General features: G+C 56.3%; 15 protein-coding genes and 1 tRNA gene. 6 read left to right on the forward strand and 10 right to left on the reverse strand.

The window, feature by feature from the left end:
• Window positions 1-30: 30 nt before the first annotated feature.
• Both Q0X47_RS03495 and Q0X47_RS03500 read right to left on the reverse strand, forming a co-directional pair.
• A complete protein-coding gene (locus Q0X47_RS03495; protein WP_297722957.1) occupies window positions 31-441 on the reverse strand; it encodes a hypothetical protein in 411 nt (136 codons plus the stop codon).
• Between the two features lie 36 nt (window positions 442-477).
• Window positions 478-1,443, reverse strand: coding sequence for a hypothetical protein (locus Q0X47_RS03500; RefSeq protein WP_297722959.1), 966 nt, complete (start codon window positions 1,441-1,443; stop codon window positions 478-480).
• Window positions 1,444-1,543: 100 nt separating this feature from the next.
• Between Q0X47_RS03500 and hrpA the strand changes: the two genes are divergently transcribed.
• Complete coding sequence (gene hrpA / locus Q0X47_RS03505; protein WP_297722961.1) at window positions 1,544-5,377, forward strand: ATP-dependent RNA helicase HrpA; 3,834 nt, start codon at window positions 1,544-1,546, stop codon at window positions 5,375-5,377.
• An 83-nt stretch (window positions 5,378-5,460) separates the two neighbouring features.
• Here hrpA and Q0X47_RS03510 read toward each other — a convergent pair whose 3' ends face one another.
• On the reverse strand, window positions 5,461-6,372 hold the full coding sequence (locus Q0X47_RS03510; RefSeq protein ID WP_297722962.1) for a hemagglutinin: 912 nt from the start codon (window positions 6,370-6,372) through the stop codon (window positions 5,461-5,463).
• A 104-nt stretch (window positions 6,373-6,476) separates the two neighbouring features.
• Between Q0X47_RS03510 and Q0X47_RS03515 the strand changes: the two genes are divergently transcribed.
• Window positions 6,477-7,145: a fructose transporter gene (locus Q0X47_RS03515; protein WP_297722964.1), complete on the forward strand. Its 669-nt coding sequence runs from the start codon at window positions 6,477-6,479 to the stop codon at window positions 7,143-7,145.
• A gap of 33 nt (window positions 7,146-7,178) precedes the next feature.
• Here Q0X47_RS03515 and Q0X47_RS03520 read toward each other — a convergent pair whose 3' ends face one another.
• The 3 genes from Q0X47_RS03520 to nrdF form a co-directional block, all read right to left on the reverse strand.
• The gene (locus Q0X47_RS03520) at window positions 7,179-9,143 is read right to left on the reverse strand and encodes a cell wall-binding repeat-containing protein (protein WP_367178283.1); all 1,965 of its coding nucleotides are present in this window, start codon (window positions 9,141-9,143) and stop codon (window positions 7,179-7,181) included.
• Complete coding sequence (locus Q0X47_RS03525; protein ID WP_297722967.1) at window positions 9,140-9,889, reverse strand: multidrug transporter; 750 nt, start codon at window positions 9,887-9,889, stop codon at window positions 9,140-9,142. Before Q0X47_RS03525 ends, Q0X47_RS03520 begins: the two co-directional genes overlap by 4 nt.
• Before the next feature lie 189 nt (window positions 9,890-10,078).
• Window positions 10,079-11,047: a class 1b ribonucleoside-diphosphate reductase subunit beta gene (gene nrdF, locus Q0X47_RS03530; RefSeq protein ID WP_297722969.1), complete on the reverse strand. Its 969-nt coding sequence runs from the start codon at window positions 11,045-11,047 to the stop codon at window positions 10,079-10,081.
• A gap of 207 nt (window positions 11,048-11,254) precedes the next feature.
• Here nrdF and Q0X47_RS03535 point away from each other — a divergent pair, with 207 nt between their 5' ends.
• The gene (locus Q0X47_RS03535) at window positions 11,255-12,163 is read left to right on the forward strand and encodes a hypothetical protein (protein WP_297722971.1); all 909 of its coding nucleotides are present in this window, start codon (window positions 11,255-11,257) and stop codon (window positions 12,161-12,163) included.
• A gap of 95 nt (window positions 12,164-12,258) precedes the next feature.
• Here Q0X47_RS03535 and nrdE read toward each other — a convergent pair whose 3' ends face one another.
• The 3 genes from nrdE to nrdH form a co-directional block, all read right to left on the reverse strand.
• Window positions 12,259-14,403: a class 1b ribonucleoside-diphosphate reductase subunit alpha gene (gene nrdE / locus Q0X47_RS03540; protein ID WP_297722973.1), complete on the reverse strand. Its 2,145-nt coding sequence runs from the start codon at window positions 14,401-14,403 to the stop codon at window positions 12,259-12,261.
• A complete protein-coding gene (gene nrdI / locus Q0X47_RS03545) occupies window positions 14,400-14,846 on the reverse strand; it encodes a class Ib ribonucleoside-diphosphate reductase assembly flavoprotein NrdI (RefSeq protein WP_297722975.1) in 447 nt (148 codons plus the stop codon). The genes nrdE and nrdI overlap by 4 nt, the downstream gene beginning before the upstream one ends.
• Before the next feature lie 126 nt (window positions 14,847-14,972).
• Window positions 14,973-15,221 carry a glutaredoxin-like protein NrdH gene (gene nrdH / locus Q0X47_RS03550; RefSeq protein WP_297722977.1) on the reverse strand — a complete coding sequence of 83 codons (249 nt, stop codon included), beginning with the start codon at window positions 15,219-15,221 and terminating at the stop codon, window positions 14,973-14,975.
• Window positions 15,222-15,589: 368 nt separating this feature from the next.
• Between nrdH and Q0X47_RS03555 the strand changes: the two genes are divergently transcribed.
• Window positions 15,590-16,057 (forward strand): S-ribosylhomocysteine lyase, encoded by a 468-nt coding sequence (locus Q0X47_RS03555; protein ID WP_297722979.1) that lies wholly within the window; start codon window positions 15,590-15,592, stop codon window positions 16,055-16,057.
• A 35-nt stretch (window positions 16,058-16,092) separates the two neighbouring features.
• Here Q0X47_RS03555 and mtnN read toward each other — a convergent pair whose 3' ends face one another.
• The gene (mtnN, locus tag Q0X47_RS03560) at window positions 16,093-16,857 is read right to left on the reverse strand and encodes a 5'-methylthioadenosine/S-adenosylhomocysteine nucleosidase (RefSeq protein ID WP_297722981.1); all 765 of its coding nucleotides are present in this window, start codon (window positions 16,855-16,857) and stop codon (window positions 16,093-16,095) included.
• 301 nt (window positions 16,858-17,158) lie between these two features.
• Between mtnN and Q0X47_RS03565 the strand changes: the two genes are divergently transcribed.
• Both Q0X47_RS03565 and Q0X47_RS03570 read left to right on the forward strand, forming a co-directional pair.
• Window positions 17,159-17,243 (forward strand) — tRNA-Ser (locus Q0X47_RS03565).
• 17 nt (window positions 17,244-17,260) lie between these two features.
• The gene (locus Q0X47_RS03570) at window positions 17,261-18,739 is read left to right on the forward strand and encodes a four-carbon acid sugar kinase family protein (protein WP_297722983.1); all 1,479 of its coding nucleotides are present in this window, start codon (window positions 17,261-17,263) and stop codon (window positions 18,737-18,739) included.
• Window positions 18,740-18,756: the final 17 nt, after the last annotated feature.

The raw sequence follows: 18,756 nt of genomic DNA on the forward strand, positions 1-18,756 counted from the left end.
TACTGTGGTAACCTCTCCACCGGTTCGGTTTTAGGCAACAATTTTTCCATCAATAATAATGTGACCGTCTTTATCGCGGGTAACACCGTCTTTATCGGTTGATGTGGTTGACGATTCGGGAGGATTGCCCCCGGCTCCTCCGGCGTTAGCAAAGCCCGCCCAAGCGGCACCGCCTCCCGCGTTCAACTGGCTCTTTAGGTTTTCAGCCAACTTATCGATGAGCTTAGCTCCCTGCGTGCGCAAGACATCGTTCAACTTTTCGGCGGTCACCCGGCGAGCATCCGTGACGCTCTCCGAATTAGCAATTTTTGCCGCAAAACCTTTTACGCTGCTAATTTGTTTTTCACTCATCCGCAAGGCCAATGCGGCTCCAGCCCCCAAACCAGCCAGGAACAGCCACTTGCCCTCAGACATTGCACACACCTCCGAAAAACTTTGCATGGCAATTCTACTGTTTGCCGGCCTTTAGCGCCAAAGCTAGACCGGAAGGGACGTGGCTTTGCCAGACCGGGACAATACATCAGCCACGAACGCGGAAGCCACCGTGGTCTTGCCCTGGGTCAGGGCATTAGCCAAATCCAGGGCTTCAAAAATCTTTTCCGGAGCCCCCGCCAAGCGCGTTTTGGCCACGAAATCCAAGTCCTCTCGCAGCGGCAGAGTGAGGGACTCCAAACCGAAATCCCCCGCGATTCCCACGACAACTTCCGAATGGCTGGCTAATTGAGCACGCATCAACACCAGGGTCTCCAAAGCGGCTTCCAAGTTCGTTCTCTCGCGACCTTTCGCGTCAATGATTTTACCGACCACGCGCTGAGTCGCCAGATACTTCAACTGTTCGCGTCGGGGCTGGTAGCCATTGAGAAGGTCCAGCGAAATTGTTTCAAACGCGCTCATAATCCCTTGATTTTGAGAATGTAGGGCTCCGGGCAAAACACTTAATACCGGATGCAGGCCCGCGTCGGTGGTGCGCTGGGCCACCTGTATCAGTTGCGAATCGAGGTTTTCTCCCGGAACCTCAATCTCGATGCCGTACCAGTGATTATCCGCTAAGCGTGACACCAGTTGCGAGAATGCCTGGGGATTTGCCAGCACTTCCCGAGCGCTGACTTCGGCACGTAAAGCCCTGCCCAGCTGGGGGGAAGCGTCACCCAGACAAAAAAATTCAGACCATGAATCCGGATTGTCAACCGGAACCCTTACCCCGATTTCACCGCGTTGGGCGGGTACGCCGAGCTGTAGTTCCAAGCGCAGGGCCGTGGCAAAAGCGGAGCTGACATAGACCGTGTCGCCTAGAGCCTGGCTCAAAAGTTTCGTGTTCTTCCACGGCAAAATGGGCACTTGGACCGGGAGAAACGGGGAAAAATCCGATGTCGCAGCGGGCCTCGAAGGCAAACTGGCGGCATCGGTCGGCTCCGGGGGTAGATTCGGCGTCGGGTTATTCACCCCCCTATTCTCTCCCATTCACGGGCTGGTGGGGGCATCCCGGCGAGTTTACCCGCTGACAGGTGAAGTTTGAGCCATCCTTGCCTAAAATAGGTGGGTTATGTCCCTAGAGTTGTCCTATCCCTCCGACTTGCCCCTCAGCGCGGCACGACCGCAGATTCTGGCTGCCCTGCGCCAGCATCAAGTCGTCGTTATCAGCGGAGCCACCGGAAGCGGAAAGACCACGCAGCTGCCGAAAATGTGCCTAGAAGTGGGCCGGGGCACGCGAGGGATGATTGGCCACACCCAGCCGCGTCGTCTGGCGGCCCGGACCGTCGCCTCGCGAATCGCCTCCGAACTGGGTCAGTCACTAGGTTCCACGGTTGGTTACCAGGTGCGGTTTCGCCAAACTTTGGGTCCCGAGACGCAGATCAAACTGATGACCGACGGGATTTTGCTGGCCGAAATCAGCCACGATCCGCTGCTGAAACAATACGATGCGCTGATTATTGACGAAGCTCACGAAAGGTCTTTGAACATTGACTTTATCCTGGGCTATTTGCAGCGTCTGGTGGTGAAACGCCCTGACCTGCTGGTGATTATTACTTCCGCCACCATTGATTCTGAACGTTTCGCCACGGCTTTTGGGCCCGATACTCCCATTATTGAAGTCGCGGGCCGAACGTATCCGGTAGAGGTCAGGTATCGCCCCTTGGTTGACGTGGATGACGATAGTTCGGGTGTGCTCACGTCCGAAGACACCGAGGACGACCTCACAAGGGCGGAAACCGGCGAGATTGACCAGGTCACCGGCATTTTGCGGGCGGTGGATGAACTGTGCCGGGAAGGTCCCGGAGATATTTTGGTTTTCCTGGCTGGCGAGCGTGATATTCGCGATACTGCCCAGGCGCTGCAGGGACACTTGGGGCGCCGTTACGTGGCTCCCGGTCAGCGGACCTCAGTTCCGGGAGCGGTGGAAGTGTTGCCGCTGTATTCACGGCTCAGCGAGGCGGAACAAAAGCGGGTGTTTGCCCCGCATCCTTACCGGCGCGTAGTCCTCGCTACGAACGTAGCCGAAACGTCCTTGACCGTACCGGGTATCGTTTACGTGATTGACCCCGGAGTGGCACGAATTTCCCGATATTCAAACAAGACTCGCGTGCAGCGCCTGCCTATCGAACCCATCTCGCAAGCCTCCGCCAATCAGCGAAAAGGGCGCTGTGGCCGGGTGGCTCCGGGGGTGTGCATTCGTCTGTATTCCGAAGCGGATTTTTTGTCTCGCCCCCCTTACACCGAGCCTGAAATTCAACGGACTTCCCTGTCTGCGGTGATTTTGCAGATGGCGGCTCTGGGTTTGGGCGAAGTTGCGGATTTCCCTTTCCTGGATCCGCCCTCGCCCCGTTCCGTTACGGATGGGGTGACGGAACTCAGCCAGCTGGGAGCGTTGGATACCCGCCAGAAGCCCGCTCGACTGACCCGTCTGGGGCGCAAACTTTCCCGGTTCCCTCTCGACCCGCGCTTGGCACGCATCCTTATCGAAGCGGATCAGCTCGGAGTTATTGACCTCGCGGTCGTTATCGTAGCTGCGTTGGCGATGCAAGACGTGCGGGAGAGACCCAGCGAACGCCGGGCGGAGGCCAACCTCGCTCATGCCCGTTTTGAAGACGAGCGTTCGGATTTCTTAAGTTATCTGAAACTGTGGAGTTACCTGCAAGACCGGATTGATACCCTGTCTTCCAGCGCATTTCGCCGGTTGTGCAGCCGCGAGTTTCTGCATTTCCTGCGGGTGCGGGAGTGGATTGACCTGGTGGCAGAACTTCGCGGAATGTGCCGCGAAGTTGGGATAAAAACTAGGGAAATTAAAGAAGTAAACCTTGACCTGGTTGACGTCGAGAGGCTGCACCGAGCTATCTTGAGCGGGATGCTCACCCAGATTGGGTTCTGGTCAGAGACAAAAAGGGAATATCACGGGGCACACGGAACCCGATTTGTGGTGTGGCCGGGTTCGGGGTTGAGCCGCAAACACTACGACTGGGTCATGGCTGCTGAGTTGGTAGAAACATCGCGACTGTTTGCCCGGACAGTGGCACGGGTGGAACCTGAATGGATTGAACAGGCGGGACGTTACCTGTTGACGCGAACATATTTCGACCCGTACTGGTCCACACGTTTTGGGTGCGCCATGATTCACGAGCGCGTCAGCCTGTTCGGGATGGTTCTCAGCGCGGATCGTTCCCTCCCGTTGGCATCTTTGCGAGACACGGTGGTGGAAGGGACACCGGCTCGGACTCTGGCGCGGGAGTTGTTTATCCGTCGCGGAATTGTGCGCGGCGAATGGCGTTCGGTCTATCCCTTTAGGGAAGAGAATCAGCGCCGGATAGAGATGGCTGCCGAAGCGCGGCGGCGGCGCCAGATTCCCGGCGAAGTCGATCCCTATTCTTTAGAGAACTGGCTGGAAACACGCATTGACCCCGCTGTTACCTCAGGAGCCGCCTTCGAGGCGTGGTGGAAGAACCAGCGTCTTGAGCACCCGGATTGGTTGGAATACCCCTGGGATCTATTGGTGCCGAATAGCGGCGAAAATGCTGACCAATTCCCTGATTTTTGGCCGGCGGGCGAGCACCTGCTGCCACTGGCCTACACGTTTTCGGGCAAACGCGGACCGACCCCCGAAGCGGCTCATCACCGTGTCCCGCCCCACAACAAAGGGAAAAAATCCCACAAAACTAAAGAACGTGAGATTGACACGGTTGACCTTCCAGAAGGGGTCACCATCATCATCGATGAGGCAATCTTAGAGTCTCTAGACTCCCGGGGGTTCGATTGGCCGATTCCCGGAGCGCTGCGTGATTACCTGCTGGCCTGCGTCAAAGCCCTGCCGAAATCCGTGCGGAAGTACGTGGTACCCGCGGCAAACTGCGTTGACGAAATCCTGCCCCGATTTGAGCAGTTTATAAACGAGCCTCCCCATCAGCGTCTCGAATTTGACGAAATCTTTACCCAGAGCGTAGCCGCGGTGCGCCAAGTCGAACTGAGCGCGACAGACCTAGCCGCCATGCACGCGGCTTTGGAGGAAAGCCAGCGAAACCACTTCGCGATTGTGGGACGCGGTGGGAAAGTCCTGGGGCTGGGAGACGATTTTCAGGCTCTGCGTGACCGCCTGATTGTGAAAACCACCCAGGAACAAGGCAAAGTCTGGGCGCAACAGGAAGTCGAAAAAGCCAAAATCGAACGGCCCAGAAATTTTGCTGAGCAACTCAGTCAAGCGCTGTGCCTGTCGGAGACGCGAGTGTCGACCCGGTGGCGAGGAGCGGAAGCAGCGGCTTTGGCCGCGTCCCCCTACCCGTCCACTTCTGCCCTGATTGGGGCAGCACAAAGCGCTGCGGGTCGGGCATTGGTGGAGGAATACCAGGCGGAGGGGCATTCCCTAACAGACGATACCGACCTAACTGACCTGCAGGAATGGGCTATTGACCGCTTTGAGGATCAGGTCTATTCAATCCTGCAATCCGTCGCTGCCACGATGCAGGTACAAGGCGAACTCGAGCAGCATTTACGAGAGGCCACCGGCTCTAACCTCACCGCCACCAAAGCAGATATTGTAAACCACGTAAACCAATTGATGGGCGGTGACTTCTTGGCGAGGACACCTGCCAAATGGCTGGCTCAGCTGGCTCGTTACTTGCGGGCGGACACCTTAAGATTGGATAAAGCTCGGCGTAACTCTGCCGGTGACGCCCAGTTAGCTGCACGGTTCGCAGAAGTTGCCACGGCCTTTGACACGGCGGTGACAGCGGCGGAGGCGCGCCCCTTTAACGCCGAGACACATCGCCGTTTACAGGAGCTGCGTTGGCTGCTGGAGGAATACCGGGTACAGACCTTTGCCCAGCAACTCGGCACGGTTGAAAAGGTGTCTGCCAAACGCATAAATAAGCAAATCTTGGCTCTCAAATAAGGAAATCACCCTGTTTTTCCCCGCTCTAAATAAAATGCTTATATTATCTAATAAATGCTTACTAGCTGCATTGATAGGCTTATTTAGCGACGCGAATCCCCGAACCAAGCCTTGAATAGGCTGTAAAAATTCGCGTTTCCGTAACTGGAGCATTCACCGGGTGCCCCGCTCAGCAAAGCGGGATCCGGCTGGTAGGGCGTGTAGTTGTAAAGCGCCGTGGTCGCCTGATTAGCCAAAATTACCGGCGCCGAGCCGCAGCTCGCATGGGGAGAGTAGGGGATATTGTTGGTTACCCCGGTGTGGAAAGGGAACTGCGCGGGGCTTTGCCGATAGCGCTGAAATTGAGCCGCAGCGTAGTAAACCTGGGTTCCGAAACCGAAATATTGCGGGTCACAATCCGCCCCATCGGGGCAGGCAAACCCCGTTGCCACCTCGTAACGGCGCGGGGACAAACTGTAGTCAGAGGCCGTGAGCAACCCCTGTTCCTTTTGCAGCAACACCAGCAGCACCTGAGGATTGATCTTGCACGACTGGGCGGTTTTATAGATGATTTTTCCCGCTGATTCTCCCGGCACCCCTTGATAGCCTTCGCAGCGGGGCGAAGCAGGAACATCGATAGTGTCCTCGGTGTAGTCCGCCAGACAGGGGGTGGAGAGACTCACACACCCCGCGTTCTTGTCGCGGATAAAGTTCTCTATGTCCGCTTGGGTCATGGATTGATAATCATAGAAAACCGTGTCGGAGATGATGTTTCCGGGGTCAAATCCTGACAGGTCAAGGGTGGGAGCCGTCGGTCCAGTCGCCGTTGGTGCAGCCGGTTTTCCAGTATCGGCAAAGAAATGGATCCCCGCCGCAGCCAAGGCCCCGCCCAAACCGAGCGCGACCAAGGCTATCCCTAAGATCACCAGAAGAGCACGAACCGCACCACCCTTGCGCCGCCCTCCCCTGGGTGTGCCCGCGGACGGGTAGCCCCTCGGGGAGGGACGCGGAGACATTCTTGTGGACACCTCACCATCGTAACCCACCTGCCGGGAGAGACGCTGGGGCTGTTAGACTGGGAGAGCGAACCCATTTCAATCACAGCGAACCGAGGATAATCATGGTCCAGACTTTCTCAGGCACCCTTGATGAATTGCTCAGCGATTTGGCTACGGAACTAAAGGATATGGCTGATAACGGACACATCCTGCGGGTGGTTGGCTTTACCGGCGCCCCCGGAGCGGGCAAGTCCGAGGCAGTAACCAGGCTGATGAAGCTGCTGGATGGTTCCGTTTGGGGCGCGCAGCCGCTGCTAGCCGGTATTATTCCGATGGACGGATTCCACAAGTCCAACGAAGTCTTGCAAGCTGAGGAGCTCAGCGACTATAAGGGACGCCCGGATACGTTCGACGTGGTGGGCTACCTCATGGCTCTGGATCGGGCCCACGATGCCAAAACGGTGGTGTATGCCCCCGGCTACGACCGTCAACTTGGTCAAGCTATCGCAGCACGTTACAAGGTCGAGCGAGAAGGGGTGGTGCTTACGGAGGGCAACTACTTGGCGCTGCAAGACGGGGCGTGGGCTCTGGTTCGCGAGGCAATCGACCTGCTGATTTACCTGGAGGCACCGCCGGAGGCAACGCAGGCTCGCCTAGTCGCCCGTCACACACTTCACGGCAGGACCCCGGAACAGGCCCTCGCTTGGGTGCGGCGGGTCGACGAACCGAATCGGCTGTTGGTTCAGAGCTCGAAAGAGCGGGCCGACCGCGTTTGGAACCTATCCGCCTGAGTAAACCAGGTTAACCAGTCACAGGTGAAATTCTCAGCGTAAACCCGACTTGGTAGCAGCTATTACAGCTTCAACAGTGTCGGGATGCACCGATCCCAGACCCCCGAGGGCAATAATCGTGTTGGGATGCAAGCTGCCCAGATAGTTCGCCACCGGAGCAGGGGCTTGGTTAGTTCGGGAGGGTACCAGCAAAACCGGACCATCTCGCAAAGCTCCAGCCACCAAAGCATCGGCGAAGTTATCGCCACGAGCAATATAAGCCACGTAATCGCTCAAAATCGGCGAACCTGTCTTGTCGTCCTGCCGCGCTATCGCCGGATAGGCATAAGCCGCGATAGCCGCCGCCGTGCCGTAACGATTCGCCCCAGCGAGGCGGGAGACGTTAGCTCCCGATTCGGCCGCAATCGTAGTGATGGCTTCCTGCGGGAGGGCACCAGGCCCGCCCAAGCCAACCACTTCGGAAACGTGCAGGTCAGAAACTTCAGAAGCGACGTACTTCCACGTCTCGGGGCTGCGTGGGTTGACCATCAAAACCGGACCATCGTTCAGAGTTCCGCCAACGACCGCATCGGGAGAACCTGTACCATCGGCGCCCACGCCATCGGCAATATAGATTCGCTTGGCACCCTGCGGGAACGCCTGGTGAGAAATCGCGATAGCCGTGGCGTACCGGTCAGGACCATAAATCCGCGAAGTTTCACGTCCTTGCGCCGCGTTAGCCAAGACTTCATCGGGAATCGCTCCCGGACCACCCAGCGCCACCACCGTTTTAGCTTGCAGACGGTTGATTTCCGCGGTGACTACAGACGGAATAGGACGGTCAATGGGAACCAACAGAACCGGGCCGTCAGTCAAAACCCCACCAGCTAAAGCATCGATGGGCATATCTGAACGAGCCAGATAAACCCGGTCAGAACCACCGGGAAAAGCCCGGGCGGAGATGCCCGCGGCAGTCTGTATGCGATCAGTTCCCGAAATCCGCAGCGACGGTATGGCGCTAGCCGAACCAGTGGAACCAAACCAGGACGTAAAGAAACGATAGAAGTTACGGTTTCCGTAGCTGGAGCACTGATCGCCCAATCCGCCCCCGGCTGCCAGAGCCGCCGCATTCGGAGTGTAAGGAGTATAGTTGTACAGCCCCGCGGTCGCTTGGTTTTCAATGAATACCGGTGTCGTTCCGCACTTGTAGGAGCCATCTGGGTTCCGAGACGGGTGATACAGCAGATTATTGACTCGCCCGGCACGATGACGGAATTTGCCCGGATGCTTTTGGTAGTAGTGGAAACGGTGAGCGGCTTGATAAATCTGGTTAAAGAACCCGTAATACTGGGTGTCACACGGAGCCGTGTCCGGGCAGCCGTATCCCATGGCTTTTTGGTAGTTCGATAGTTTCAAAGAGGCCCCGGAGCGGGTCAGCAATCCCTGCTCTTTCTGCAGGGTGACGAGGAGGACCTGCGGATTGATTTGGCAAGCCTGGGAAACTTTCCAAATCATCTGAGCGGCGCTTTCTCCCACGGCTCCCTGATAGGCGGCCGGGCAGTAGGCATCCGCGGGACGATCCGGGGTGCTTTCCACGTAGTCTTTCAAACAGACGATGGTGACGGGTTGCGGTTCACCATTGGGGCCGGGTACGGTGTCCACACCCGGTCGGCAGGCACGCCCTTGTGTGTTCAAGAACTGCTGAATCGCGTTGACGTCCATAGTGTTGGGATTGTAAAAGACCTCGTCAGAGATAATCATCCCGGGGTTAAACCCTACGACCGCAGAGGTGGGCTCTGATTGCATCGCGGGGGTGGAATCAGAGTCTTGACCGTAGGCCGTACTTAGGCCAGAACCGGCGAGAACCAAGCCTGCCAGCGCGAAAACAGTCAGACAGGTGCCCCCCAAAAGACGAAAAAGGCGTCGTCCGCCGTGAAGTTTCTCCACTTCTGCCTCCCCATGGAATCGAAAAATGAGAACCGTAAGATTCAGGATATCGCCTGGAGAGGAAAAACTCAGGAAAAGCTCTTGGATTTCACCATTTGATCGGCCAATTCCATGACGTGATTCCAGGTGCCGCGCAATTGACGCTGCGCCGCGGCGGAGGGCCAGATGCGTCCGGCCCTGCGTTCGCGAGCCACCCACTGGCAGTAGTAAGCCACGGTGGCAGCTTTACCGATTTCGTTGCAGTGCATCAAAAATTCGGCACCGGCGCGCAGGTAAATCTCATCGGTGAACTTTAGCGAGCCTCGTGAACGTCCCCGTTTCGAGGTCATCAGTCCCATGTTGTGCAGTGCTTCGTTCCACGAACCGCCGCACCGCTTGGTGATGGTTTGGCAAGTTGGTGGCCAGCGCACCATACCCTGCGAAGAACGCACCCCCCGGCTGGTGATGTCTTGGGTGCGCAACCGCTCGTAGACTGCCGCGGGGATGGTGGTTTCTCGGTGGTCATGAGCGCGTTTTTTGGCCAGCACGATACGCGGCCAGACCTCGTCAAGAGAGGGGAAGATATAGTTTTCCTTTTCCGCACCGATTTCTTTGTCCGCCGTCTGCTGGGTCTTAACAACCTCGCGTTCTTCGGCCAGAACCTCAGCCAGTTCAGTCTCCATGCGGGGGTTAATCTTTAACTTGGCCGCCCAGTAATCAATCATGTCGGCTGGAAACTGTTTCAGCTCGCGGTCGATTTCGTCCTGATACCGCAGAGAAAGCACATACCACAGACCGGCTTCAACGGCCTCTTGGGACAAGATAATTTGGCGAGACAAGAATTACACCTCGATTACGTTGATATTAACCACTGCATTCTAGCAAATCTGAACGCTAGACGCAGAATAACATTCACAAAGTAAATGCACGCCGTACCCGCAACAGTACGGAAACGGCCTACTGCTAACAAGAATACTCCCAACCATGAAAGAGCATGGTCCGACTGTTGGATTCAAGATTGAATAAATCTAGAATTCCCAGTCGGCGTCCTCGGTTTCCTCGGCGGTGCCGATGGCATAGGAGGAACCCGAACCGGAGAAGAAGTCGTGGTTTTCGTCGGCCGCGGGCGACAGAGCTGCCAAAATCGCGGGATTAACGTCGACCTGATCAGCTGTGAAAAGGGCTTCGTAGCCCAGGTTCATCAAAGCCTTATTGGCGTTGTACTTGAGGAATTTCTTAACGTCCTCCGTCAAACCCAGCGGGTCGTAGAGGGTCTCGGTGTACAGCTCTTCGTTGTCGTACAAGTCCATCAGCAGGGAGAACGTGTAATCTTTCATTTCTTGGCGCCGGGACTCGGAAGACTCGCGGATAGCCAGTTGATACTTGTAGCCGATGTAGTAGCCGTGAACAGCCTCGTCGCGGATGATGAGGCGGATGAGGTCGGCAGTGTTGGTCAGCTTCGCGTGCGCCGACCAGTACATCGGAGCGTAAAAACCGCTGTAGAACAGGAAAGATTCCAGCATGGTCGAGGCGACCTTGCGCTTCTCCGGGTCATTGCCGTGGTAGTAATCCAGCACGATATGAGCTTTCTTTTGGAGGTATTCGTTTTCCTCGGACCAGCGGAAAGACTCCTTGATTTCCTCGGTGGACAGCAGGGTCGAGAACACGGAGGAATAGGACTTGGCGTGGACCGATTCCATGAACGCGATGTTGGTGTAAACCGCCTCTTCGTGCGGAGTCCGGGAATCTGGAATCAGCGAAACTGCACCCACCGTGCCCTGGATGGTGTCCAGCAGGGTCAGACCGGTGAACACGCGGTTCGTCATGTTCTTTTCATCTTCGTTCAAAGTTTTCCACGAGGGAATATCGTTAGACAGCGGGATCTTTTCGGGAAGCCAGAAATTGCCGGTCAGACGATCCCACACCTCCAAATCTTTGTCATCTTCGATGTCGTTCCAGTTGATGGCTTGCACGGTTTTTGGAATCCCAATGACCACGAGTTTCTCCTTGAATTCAATAGTTTTTTTGGGTTTGCGCAGAGCGGGAAATATCGCGCGAAACTGACCTTCCCAGTCTATCCTGTGGGACCCAGGTTTCAATTTAGGATACAAAAAAACCGCAGGGCGGCTAGGGTAGAAACAGAAATAAGCTAACTCAACGGTGAGGATGCGTAGACAGACCAACACGTGTTTTGAAGGCAAGAAATGGTGGACGACTCGGACTTGATTCGCTTGGTAACCCAGTTGCCGGTTTCGCAGTTGGGAGACCAGTTGTTGCACCTGCAGCCCGGATCAAAGCTGGGTTTATACCTGCTGGAGTTGTCTAACCAGCCGATAACTTCCGCGATGGTTGAGGCCGCGGAACAGGCATTAAACCGACCTCTAGCCTGGATTTTGTCCCAGCTAAGGGCGGGATGCGCGGGTCTGGATATGCAGGATTTCGTGGATTTGATGCGGCATCCCGGCCCCGATTTATTGGACTTTGTGTTGCCCAGCTCAGGCCCCCTCACGGATAACTCCGACGGTGTCGGTTTTGCGGCTGGGCAGTATATTCCTTCCGTGGTCTCGTCGCGCTTTGACCGGGGCGAGGATGACAACCTGGTACAAATCAACGCCGTCCGACCGTCCTCCCCGGTAGACATGGACAATCTCCCCGACGGGTTTGCGACGTCCCTGGGGAATTCCTTGCAAGCCTATTTCCTCATGGCAGTGAAGTCGGGACTGATTAACTTGGCTGGTTCCCAAGTCATGCTCTCGCTGATGGGTATCCGCCAGCTGCGTTCACCGCAGCCCATCTTGCCGATGGTGGCTTTTGCTTTGAGCGACAACGATGAAGATGAGTTTTTCCTGCGTCTCATTATTGGGGCGTTGGCACAGGCGTTCGCCTACTGCGACTGGGCTGAACCAGACGACCCACAAACGGTGGCGGTGGACCTGCTGCATGAAATGGGGCAAGATGCGACCCCGGAGGCTGTGGGCGAAGCGGTGGAGGTGTTCAATAACTTCTTGTTCTCAGCAGGCTGTTTGAACTCTCGTGGTGAGGTCGACCTGCGGGCGCACACCCCGATGGTGCTGTTGCAATACCTGGTTTCCGAGGCTCTGCAACCCAAGTAAGATACCCGAGTAATCGCTTTTGAGAAAGGAAATCCCCGGTTGACGCGGTTCACACCTCAACCGGGGATTTCCCGTATATAAGCAGTCAGAAAGACTTAGAGCATACAGCTGACACAGCCTTGCACTTCGGTGCCTTCCAAGGCAGCTTGGCGCAGACGAATGTAGTACAGCGACTTGATGCCTTTGCGCCAGGCATAAATCTGGGCTTTATTCACGTCACGGGTCGTAATCGTGTCCGGGAAGAACAGGGTCAGGCTCAACCCCTGATCCACGTGTTTCGTAGCCTCGGCATAGGTGTCGATAATCTTTTCATACCCGATTTCGTAGGCATCCTGATAGTAGTCCAGGTTGTCGTTGGTCATGTAGGGGGCCGGATAGTACACCCGGCCAATCTTGCCTTCTTTACGGATTTCAATCTTGGAGGCAATGGGGTGAATCGACGACGTCGAGTTGTTGATGTAAGAAATCGATCCGGTGGGCGGAATGGCCTGCAAGTTTTGGTTGTACATGCCGTCGCGCTTGATGTCAGCGGCTAAAGCCTGCCAATCTTCCTGGGTCGGCAGATGAATCGAGGATTTCTCGAATAGTTCGCGAACCTGGGCGGTCTTTGGGGTCCAATCCCCGTTAATATACTTCTCAAAGTATTCCCCACTGGCGTACTGGGAACGTTCGAAACCCTCAAAGGTGACGCCGCGTTCTACTGCCAAGGCGTGAGACGCCTTGAGGGCATAGAACGCCGTGGCGTAAAAGTACATATTCGTAAAGTCCAGACCCTCGTCCGAACCGTAGAAAATTCGGTTTTTCGCCAGACAGCCGTGCAGGTTCATCGCCCCCAAACCGATGGCGTGAGACATCGAGTTGCCGCGCTGGATAGTCGGCACGCATTCTACGTTCGTCAAATCCGACACCGCCGTCAAAGCACGAATCGCCACGTTGATGGATTTCGCAAAATCCGGGGATTCCAAGGTCTTGGCGATGTTCATGGAACCGAGGTTGCAAGAAATGTCTTTGCCGACTTTCGCATATGACAGGTCCTCATTGAGCACGGAAGGCTCGGACACCTGGAGAATCTCGGAACACAGGTTTGACATGATGATGCGCCCGTCAATCGGGTTTGCCCGGTTCACGGTGTCTTCGAAAACGATGTAGGGATAGCCGGACTCGAACTGGATTTCCGCCAAAGTTTGGAAAAACTTGCGGGCATCTATCTTTTTCTTGCGAATGTCGGGGTTGTCAACCATCTCGCGGTACTTTTCCGTGACGGAAATATCGCTGAAGGGTACCCCGTAAACTCGCTCGACATCGTAGGGGCTGAACAGGTACATCGGCTCCTTATTGCGCGCCAGCTCGAAAGTGATGTCGGGAACCATCACACCCAGAGACAGAGTCTTGATGCGAATCTTCTCGTCCGCGTTTTCGCGCTTGGTGTCCAGGAAAGACATGATGTCGGGGTGGAATGCGTTGATATAGACCGCACCTGCTCCCTGGCGAGCCCCCAGCTGGTTCGCGTAAGAAAACGAATCTTCCAGCAGTTTCATCACCGGAACCACGCCGGAGGACTGGTTTTGAATCTTTTTGATTGGCGCGCCCGCCTCGCGCAGATTCGTCAGCAGCAAAGCGACGCCACCCCCGCGCTTGGACAGTTGCAGAGCAGAGTTGATGCCCCGGGCGATGGACTCCATATTGTCCTCCAAGCGCACCAGGAAGCACGAAACCATCTCTCCGCGGGCTTTCTTTCCCGCGTTGAGGAAAGTGGGGGTGGCGGGCTGGTAGCGTCCCGAAATGATTTCTTCCATGATGTCCACGGCCAGCTGTTCATCGCCGCGTGCCAGGTACAGCGCCACCATGCATACGCGATCTTCGAAACGTTCCAGGTAACGCTTACCGTCGAACGTCTTGAGCGTGTAGGAAGTGTAGTACTTGAACGCCCCCAGGAAAGTCGGGAACCGGAACTTGTGACTGTAGGCCTTTTCGTACAGGGACTTTATGAACTCGAAACTGTACTGTTTGAGAGTTTCCGCCTCGTAGTAGCCTTCCTCGACCAGGTAGTCGAGCTTTTCTTTCAGATCGTGGAAAAACACCGTGTTCTTGTTGACGTGCTGTAAGAAGTACTGGCGAGCAGCCTCCCGATCCGCGTCAAACTGGATTTTTCCGTCCTCGCCGTAGAGGTTCAGTTTCGCGTTTAGCGAGTGGTAATCGTGTTTAGCGTCGAGGAATTCGTCTTCTAGTGTGTCAGTCATGACTCCGGTGACGCCGGGGAGTCCGATTCCGCTTGTTGAGAGTGCAGGTTCGCCCAAAATTCTTCCAATCCTTTTCTGACTGCAGTTACATCTTCCGGGGTTCCCAACAGTTCAAACTTGTACAGGAAGGGAACCTTGAGTTTGTCCGAAAGTACTTTGCCGGCGATGCAGTAGGCTTCGCCGAAATTGATATTGCCGCTGGAAATTACGCCGCGACACAAGTTGCGGTTATGTTCGATGTTCAAAAATTTGATGACTTGTTTGGGGACTGCTTTACTGGTGTCCCCGCCGCCGTAAGAGGGCACCATCAGCACGTATTCCTCGTCGACCAGCAAGGGTTCAGGACCGGGGCGCAGCGGGATACGCAACGCCGGAACACCGACACGTTCCACGAATCGTTTGGTGTTTTCAGTTGCGGAGGAAAAATAAACCAATAACCCCACGGTTTTGCCTTACTTAGATGCTTTTTCTAGCGGATTCACAAGGTGTGTCGGTCGCGCTGACGGTGCGGAGGCGCGGTGCGTAACTCCGAGCCGATGGCGCGGAGCGGGCGGACCGAGGTGTTGCGTTTAGACGGCGGCGGCCGTGAGGGCCGCGGCGGCGAGAGCCTTGATTTTATCGGGACGGAATCCGGACCAGGAGTCGTCTCCGGCAAAAACAACGGGGGCCTGTTGGAACCCCAGGCTCTTGATGTGATCGAGAGCGTTCACGTCCTCGGTCAGGTCGACGGTTTCGTAGTACAGACCCTGTTTGTCCAAAGCGCGCTTCGTTGCGTTGCACTGAACACAGTTAGGTTTCGTGTAAAGAGTGATACTCATCTCGAAACTTCCTCCACATCTCTCTCCCGGTGTGTAGTCCTCCCGCGGCGTTTTCGGGAACCACGAAGGGAAAACTACAACGTTGTTATTCTATCAGCACTGAAAAGTCCTGTCGAGTTCAAAACACTACACCTTGGGGGCGGGTGTGTCTACCACCACTATATGTAGTGGTCGGTTTTCTCTCCCTGCCGCCTGTGGACAAGTCCGATTCCTGCTGTGGACGAGCTTGTGCATAGCGGCGTTAGTCCACGTAGTAAGGGTAAGTTACATGGGTGTAGTTATCCACAAGCGGTGTAAAAAGAATTTTTTATAAAAATGACGGCTTCGGCGTGTCGCCGGCGTGTCGGGGAAGCTATAGAATTTTAACTATGGAAATCGAGAAAACTAACGTGGAATCTTTTCAGCTGGATCACACCAAGGTAAAGGCGCCGTTTGTGCGGGTGGCACACCAGGAGACTCTGCCCGGCGGGGACGAGTTCATCAAGTACGACGTACGGTTTTGCCAGCCCAATGTAGAGCATCTGGATATGCCGGTGGTGCACTCCTTGGAGCACAGTGTGGCTGAGCATATGCGTGACCACACGGATAAACTGCTGGATTTCTCGCCGATGGGCTGCCAAACGGGATTTTATGCGATGACTTTAGGTCTTCAACCAGCGGAATTTATGTCGATATTGGAAGCAACCCTGGTTGACGTAGTTAACATGACCGAGGTACCGGCTGCGAATGAAGTCCAGTGCGGGTGGGGCCAGAACCACAGCTTGGCCGGAGCTCAAGCCGCGGCACAAAAGATGCTTGATCACAGAGAAGAGTGGGGCCGCATCTATTCCCACTGAAGCCGAGGTCTTCGTTTACGTCGGAAAACCGGACGTTATTTGATTTCCTCAGGTTCGCGCAGCCCCAACAGGCACAGCGCCACCAGGAAGCTCAGGCGGGCTACGTCCCCGGCTCGAGCGTAGTTTTCCGCCGCCGCTTCGGGTCCACACAAATCACTGATTCCCCGAATCGCCAAGAAGGGAACCTCAGCCCCGTAAGCGACCTGCGCCAAAGCCGCTGATTCCATATCGACTGTGGTCGCCTCGGGGTAGCGTTCCCGCAGCTGCAGGGCGGTTTCGGTGCCCACGAATTGGTCAGCGGAGAGAAACTCCCCGCTGCGGGTGCGCGACCCAGCCAGTTGGTCGGGCAGAGCATGAAAACGACCCAGCAGGTCTCCGTCAGCTAAATAACGTTCGGGCATTCCCGGGATCTGACCCAGAGCGTAACCAAATTCGCGGGCATCGGCGGTGGAAAACAGGCAAGACGACGCCGCGACTACGTCCCGGACTTGTGAATCCGCATCCAAACCGCCAGCCGAACCGCAGCTAAAAATGTAGCGAGGGGAAACATATGTCAGGGCTGTGGCCAGCGAACTGGCCGCGTTGACCAGCCCGATTCCGGTTGTCAACAGGGCAATCGTAGCGTCCTCAATCTGGAGCAGCTGCAGGGTGCCTTTCGCGCCTAAACGCACCAGATTCCCCCCGCCTTGAGCCAGGTCCCACAAGGGCGTGGCTTCGTCCTCCATCGCGGCGGTAATGATGGCCAGAACCGGCGTGCGAGCCGGGGGCAGGGGAAGATTCAGGTCGCGGTCGACTGACATATCGAGCCTTTCGTGTGACTGGTGTCAAATGGGTCATTTCCAGGAAATCCCGAAAACCAAATTGTAGAGCATATTTCGGACACTCTGCCGATTTTTACGTTTCCCCCAATCCCGACCGATGGCGTAGCGAAGGTATCAAGACGACAAACGCAGAAAACTGCCGTGTTTGCAACGATATTGACAGGTTAAACCATCCAGACAAACTCTCGGCAGCACCCGGACTGTGCGCACGTGGAACCGCCACAAGATTTCCCCCGCGGCTTCATGGTAAAATCATGGCTCGTGCTGAAAAGCGCGACCAGGTAGAGTGTCCGAGCGGCCGAAGGTGCAGCACTCGAAATGCTGTGTGGGGCAACCCACCGTGGGTTCAAATCCCACCTCTACCGCAATTTTGGGAGGGTTTATGGCTAAACCTAGCGATACTCCGGCAGCCTTGGTGAGTCTGGAGGAGCTGACGAAAGGATGGCCGGCGCCGCTTGCCGTATCCGCATCTCAGGTGCGCCAAGCCCAGGCGGACCATCCCGGCCCCTTCTCTGTGGTACTCGACGACGACCCTACTGGCAGCCAATCAGTTTGTGACTTACCGGTGCTGATGAAGTGGGACGAAACGGATTTTCTCTGGGCTCTGGGCACCGCCGCGCCAGCTGTGTACGTGGTGACCAATACCCGGTCTCTGGATCCGGATTCAGCTAGGCGGATTAACCGGGAAATTGTGGTTGCCGCCACTCGTGCGGGCGCGACACTGGGGCGGGAAGTTGCGTTTATTTCCCGGTCTGATTCCACCTTGCGCGGGCATTTCCCGCTGGAACCCAACACGATTGGCTCCGAGCTAGAAAAGCGGGGCCAAACGGTTGACGGGGTCATCATCGTGCCGGCGTTTCCTGAGGCTGGCCGCGTCACTGTTGGCGGGGTTCACTATACCGGTTCACCGAGCGAAGGTTTCATTCCGGTAGGTCAATCCGAGTTCGCTAAGGACGCGACCTTTGGGTATAAACAGTCTGATTTGGCGCAGTGGGTCGAGGAAAAATCCGCGGGCCAATACCGGACTGAAGCGGTTATCCGCATTGACTTGCAGGATTTGCGTCAGCAGGACGCGGGGGACGAGTCGTTGCGAAAGCTACTATCCGCCTCAAACCTCCAACCGCTTATCTGCGATGCCTCCACGGAGGATGACCTGCGGCTCTTGGCTTTAGCGGTGATGCGGGCCGAAGCACAGGGGAAACGGTTTATCTATCGCACCGGTCCCTCTTTCGTGCGGGCTCGTCTGGGGCAAGACATTCCTCGGCCACTGCAGGCCCCGGACATCGCTTTGACGCGGATTCCCGATTCGACGTCTGGCCGGACCCCCGTTCCGGGCGGGCTCATAGTGGTGGGTTCCCACGTGGGACTGACGACCCGGCAACTGACTCGATTAGAGTCACGCGTTCCTCTGAAACAGGTGGAAATCGAGGTGGCGGCGGTTATCAGCCAGGATAACCCCGACGCATTTATCCAGCAGGTCGTAAGCGAAGTCTGCCGGGCCTTAGAGAGCGGTTCAGTAGTGGTTTACACCTCCCGAAACCTGGTAAAAGGCCAGGACCAGGCCGATTCGCTGCGCATTGCCCGCCTGGTTTCACAAGCGGTGGTGCGCGTCGTGCAGGGAGTCATCGGCAGGGTGAAACCGCAGTTTGTGGTGGCAAAAGGGGGGATTACGTCTTCGGATGTGGCGGCGAAAGGCCTGGAGATACGTCGCGCTTGGGTGCGTGGTCCCATGTTGGAGGGGTTGGTGTCGCTTTGGAGCGCCCCAGAAGGCCTGGGGGCGGGCATTCCTTACGTGGTCTTTCCGGGCAACGTGGGGGACGAAGATTCCTTGCGGCAAGTCGTCGAGAAACTTACGGTCTGACCGAGCCGTGCCGAAAC

This window comes from uncultured Mobiluncus sp. (assembly GCF_947254095.1).
Taxonomy (GTDB): domain Bacteria; phylum Actinomycetota; class Actinomycetes; order Actinomycetales; family Actinomycetaceae; genus Mobiluncus.

Coding starts and splice junctions, on each gene's coding strand:
- Q0X47_RS03570 (WP_297722983.1), top strand. CDS start 17,261: ATGGCTAAACCTAGCGATACTCCGGCAGCCTTGGTGAGTCTGGAGGAG.
- mtnN (WP_297722981.1), bottom strand. CDS start 16,857: ATGTCAGTCGACCGCGACCTGAATCTTCCCCTGCCCCCGGCTCGCACG.
- Q0X47_RS03510 (WP_297722962.1), bottom strand. CDS start 6,372: ATGTCTCCGCGTCCCTCCCCGAGGGGCTACCCGTCCGCGGGCACACCC.
- Q0X47_RS03515 (WP_297722964.1), top strand. CDS start 6,477: ATGGTCCAGACTTTCTCAGGCACCCTTGATGAATTGCTCAGCGATTTG.
- hrpA (WP_297722961.1), top strand. CDS start 1,544: ATGTCCCTAGAGTTGTCCTATCCCTCCGACTTGCCCCTCAGCGCGGCA.
- Q0X47_RS03535 (WP_297722971.1), top strand. CDS start 11,255: ATGGTGGACGACTCGGACTTGATTCGCTTGGTAACCCAGTTGCCGGTT.
- nrdH (WP_297722977.1), bottom strand. CDS start 15,221: ATGAGTATCACTCTTTACACGAAACCTAACTGTGTTCAGTGCAACGCA.
- nrdE (WP_297722973.1), bottom strand. CDS start 14,403: ATGACTGACACACTAGAAGACGAATTCCTCGACGCTAAACACGATTAC.
- Q0X47_RS03495 (WP_297722957.1), bottom strand. CDS start 441: ATGCAAAGTTTTTCGGAGGTGTGTGCAATGTCTGAGGGCAAGTGGCTG.
- Q0X47_RS03555 (WP_297722979.1), top strand. CDS start 15,590: ATGGAAATCGAGAAAACTAACGTGGAATCTTTTCAGCTGGATCACACC.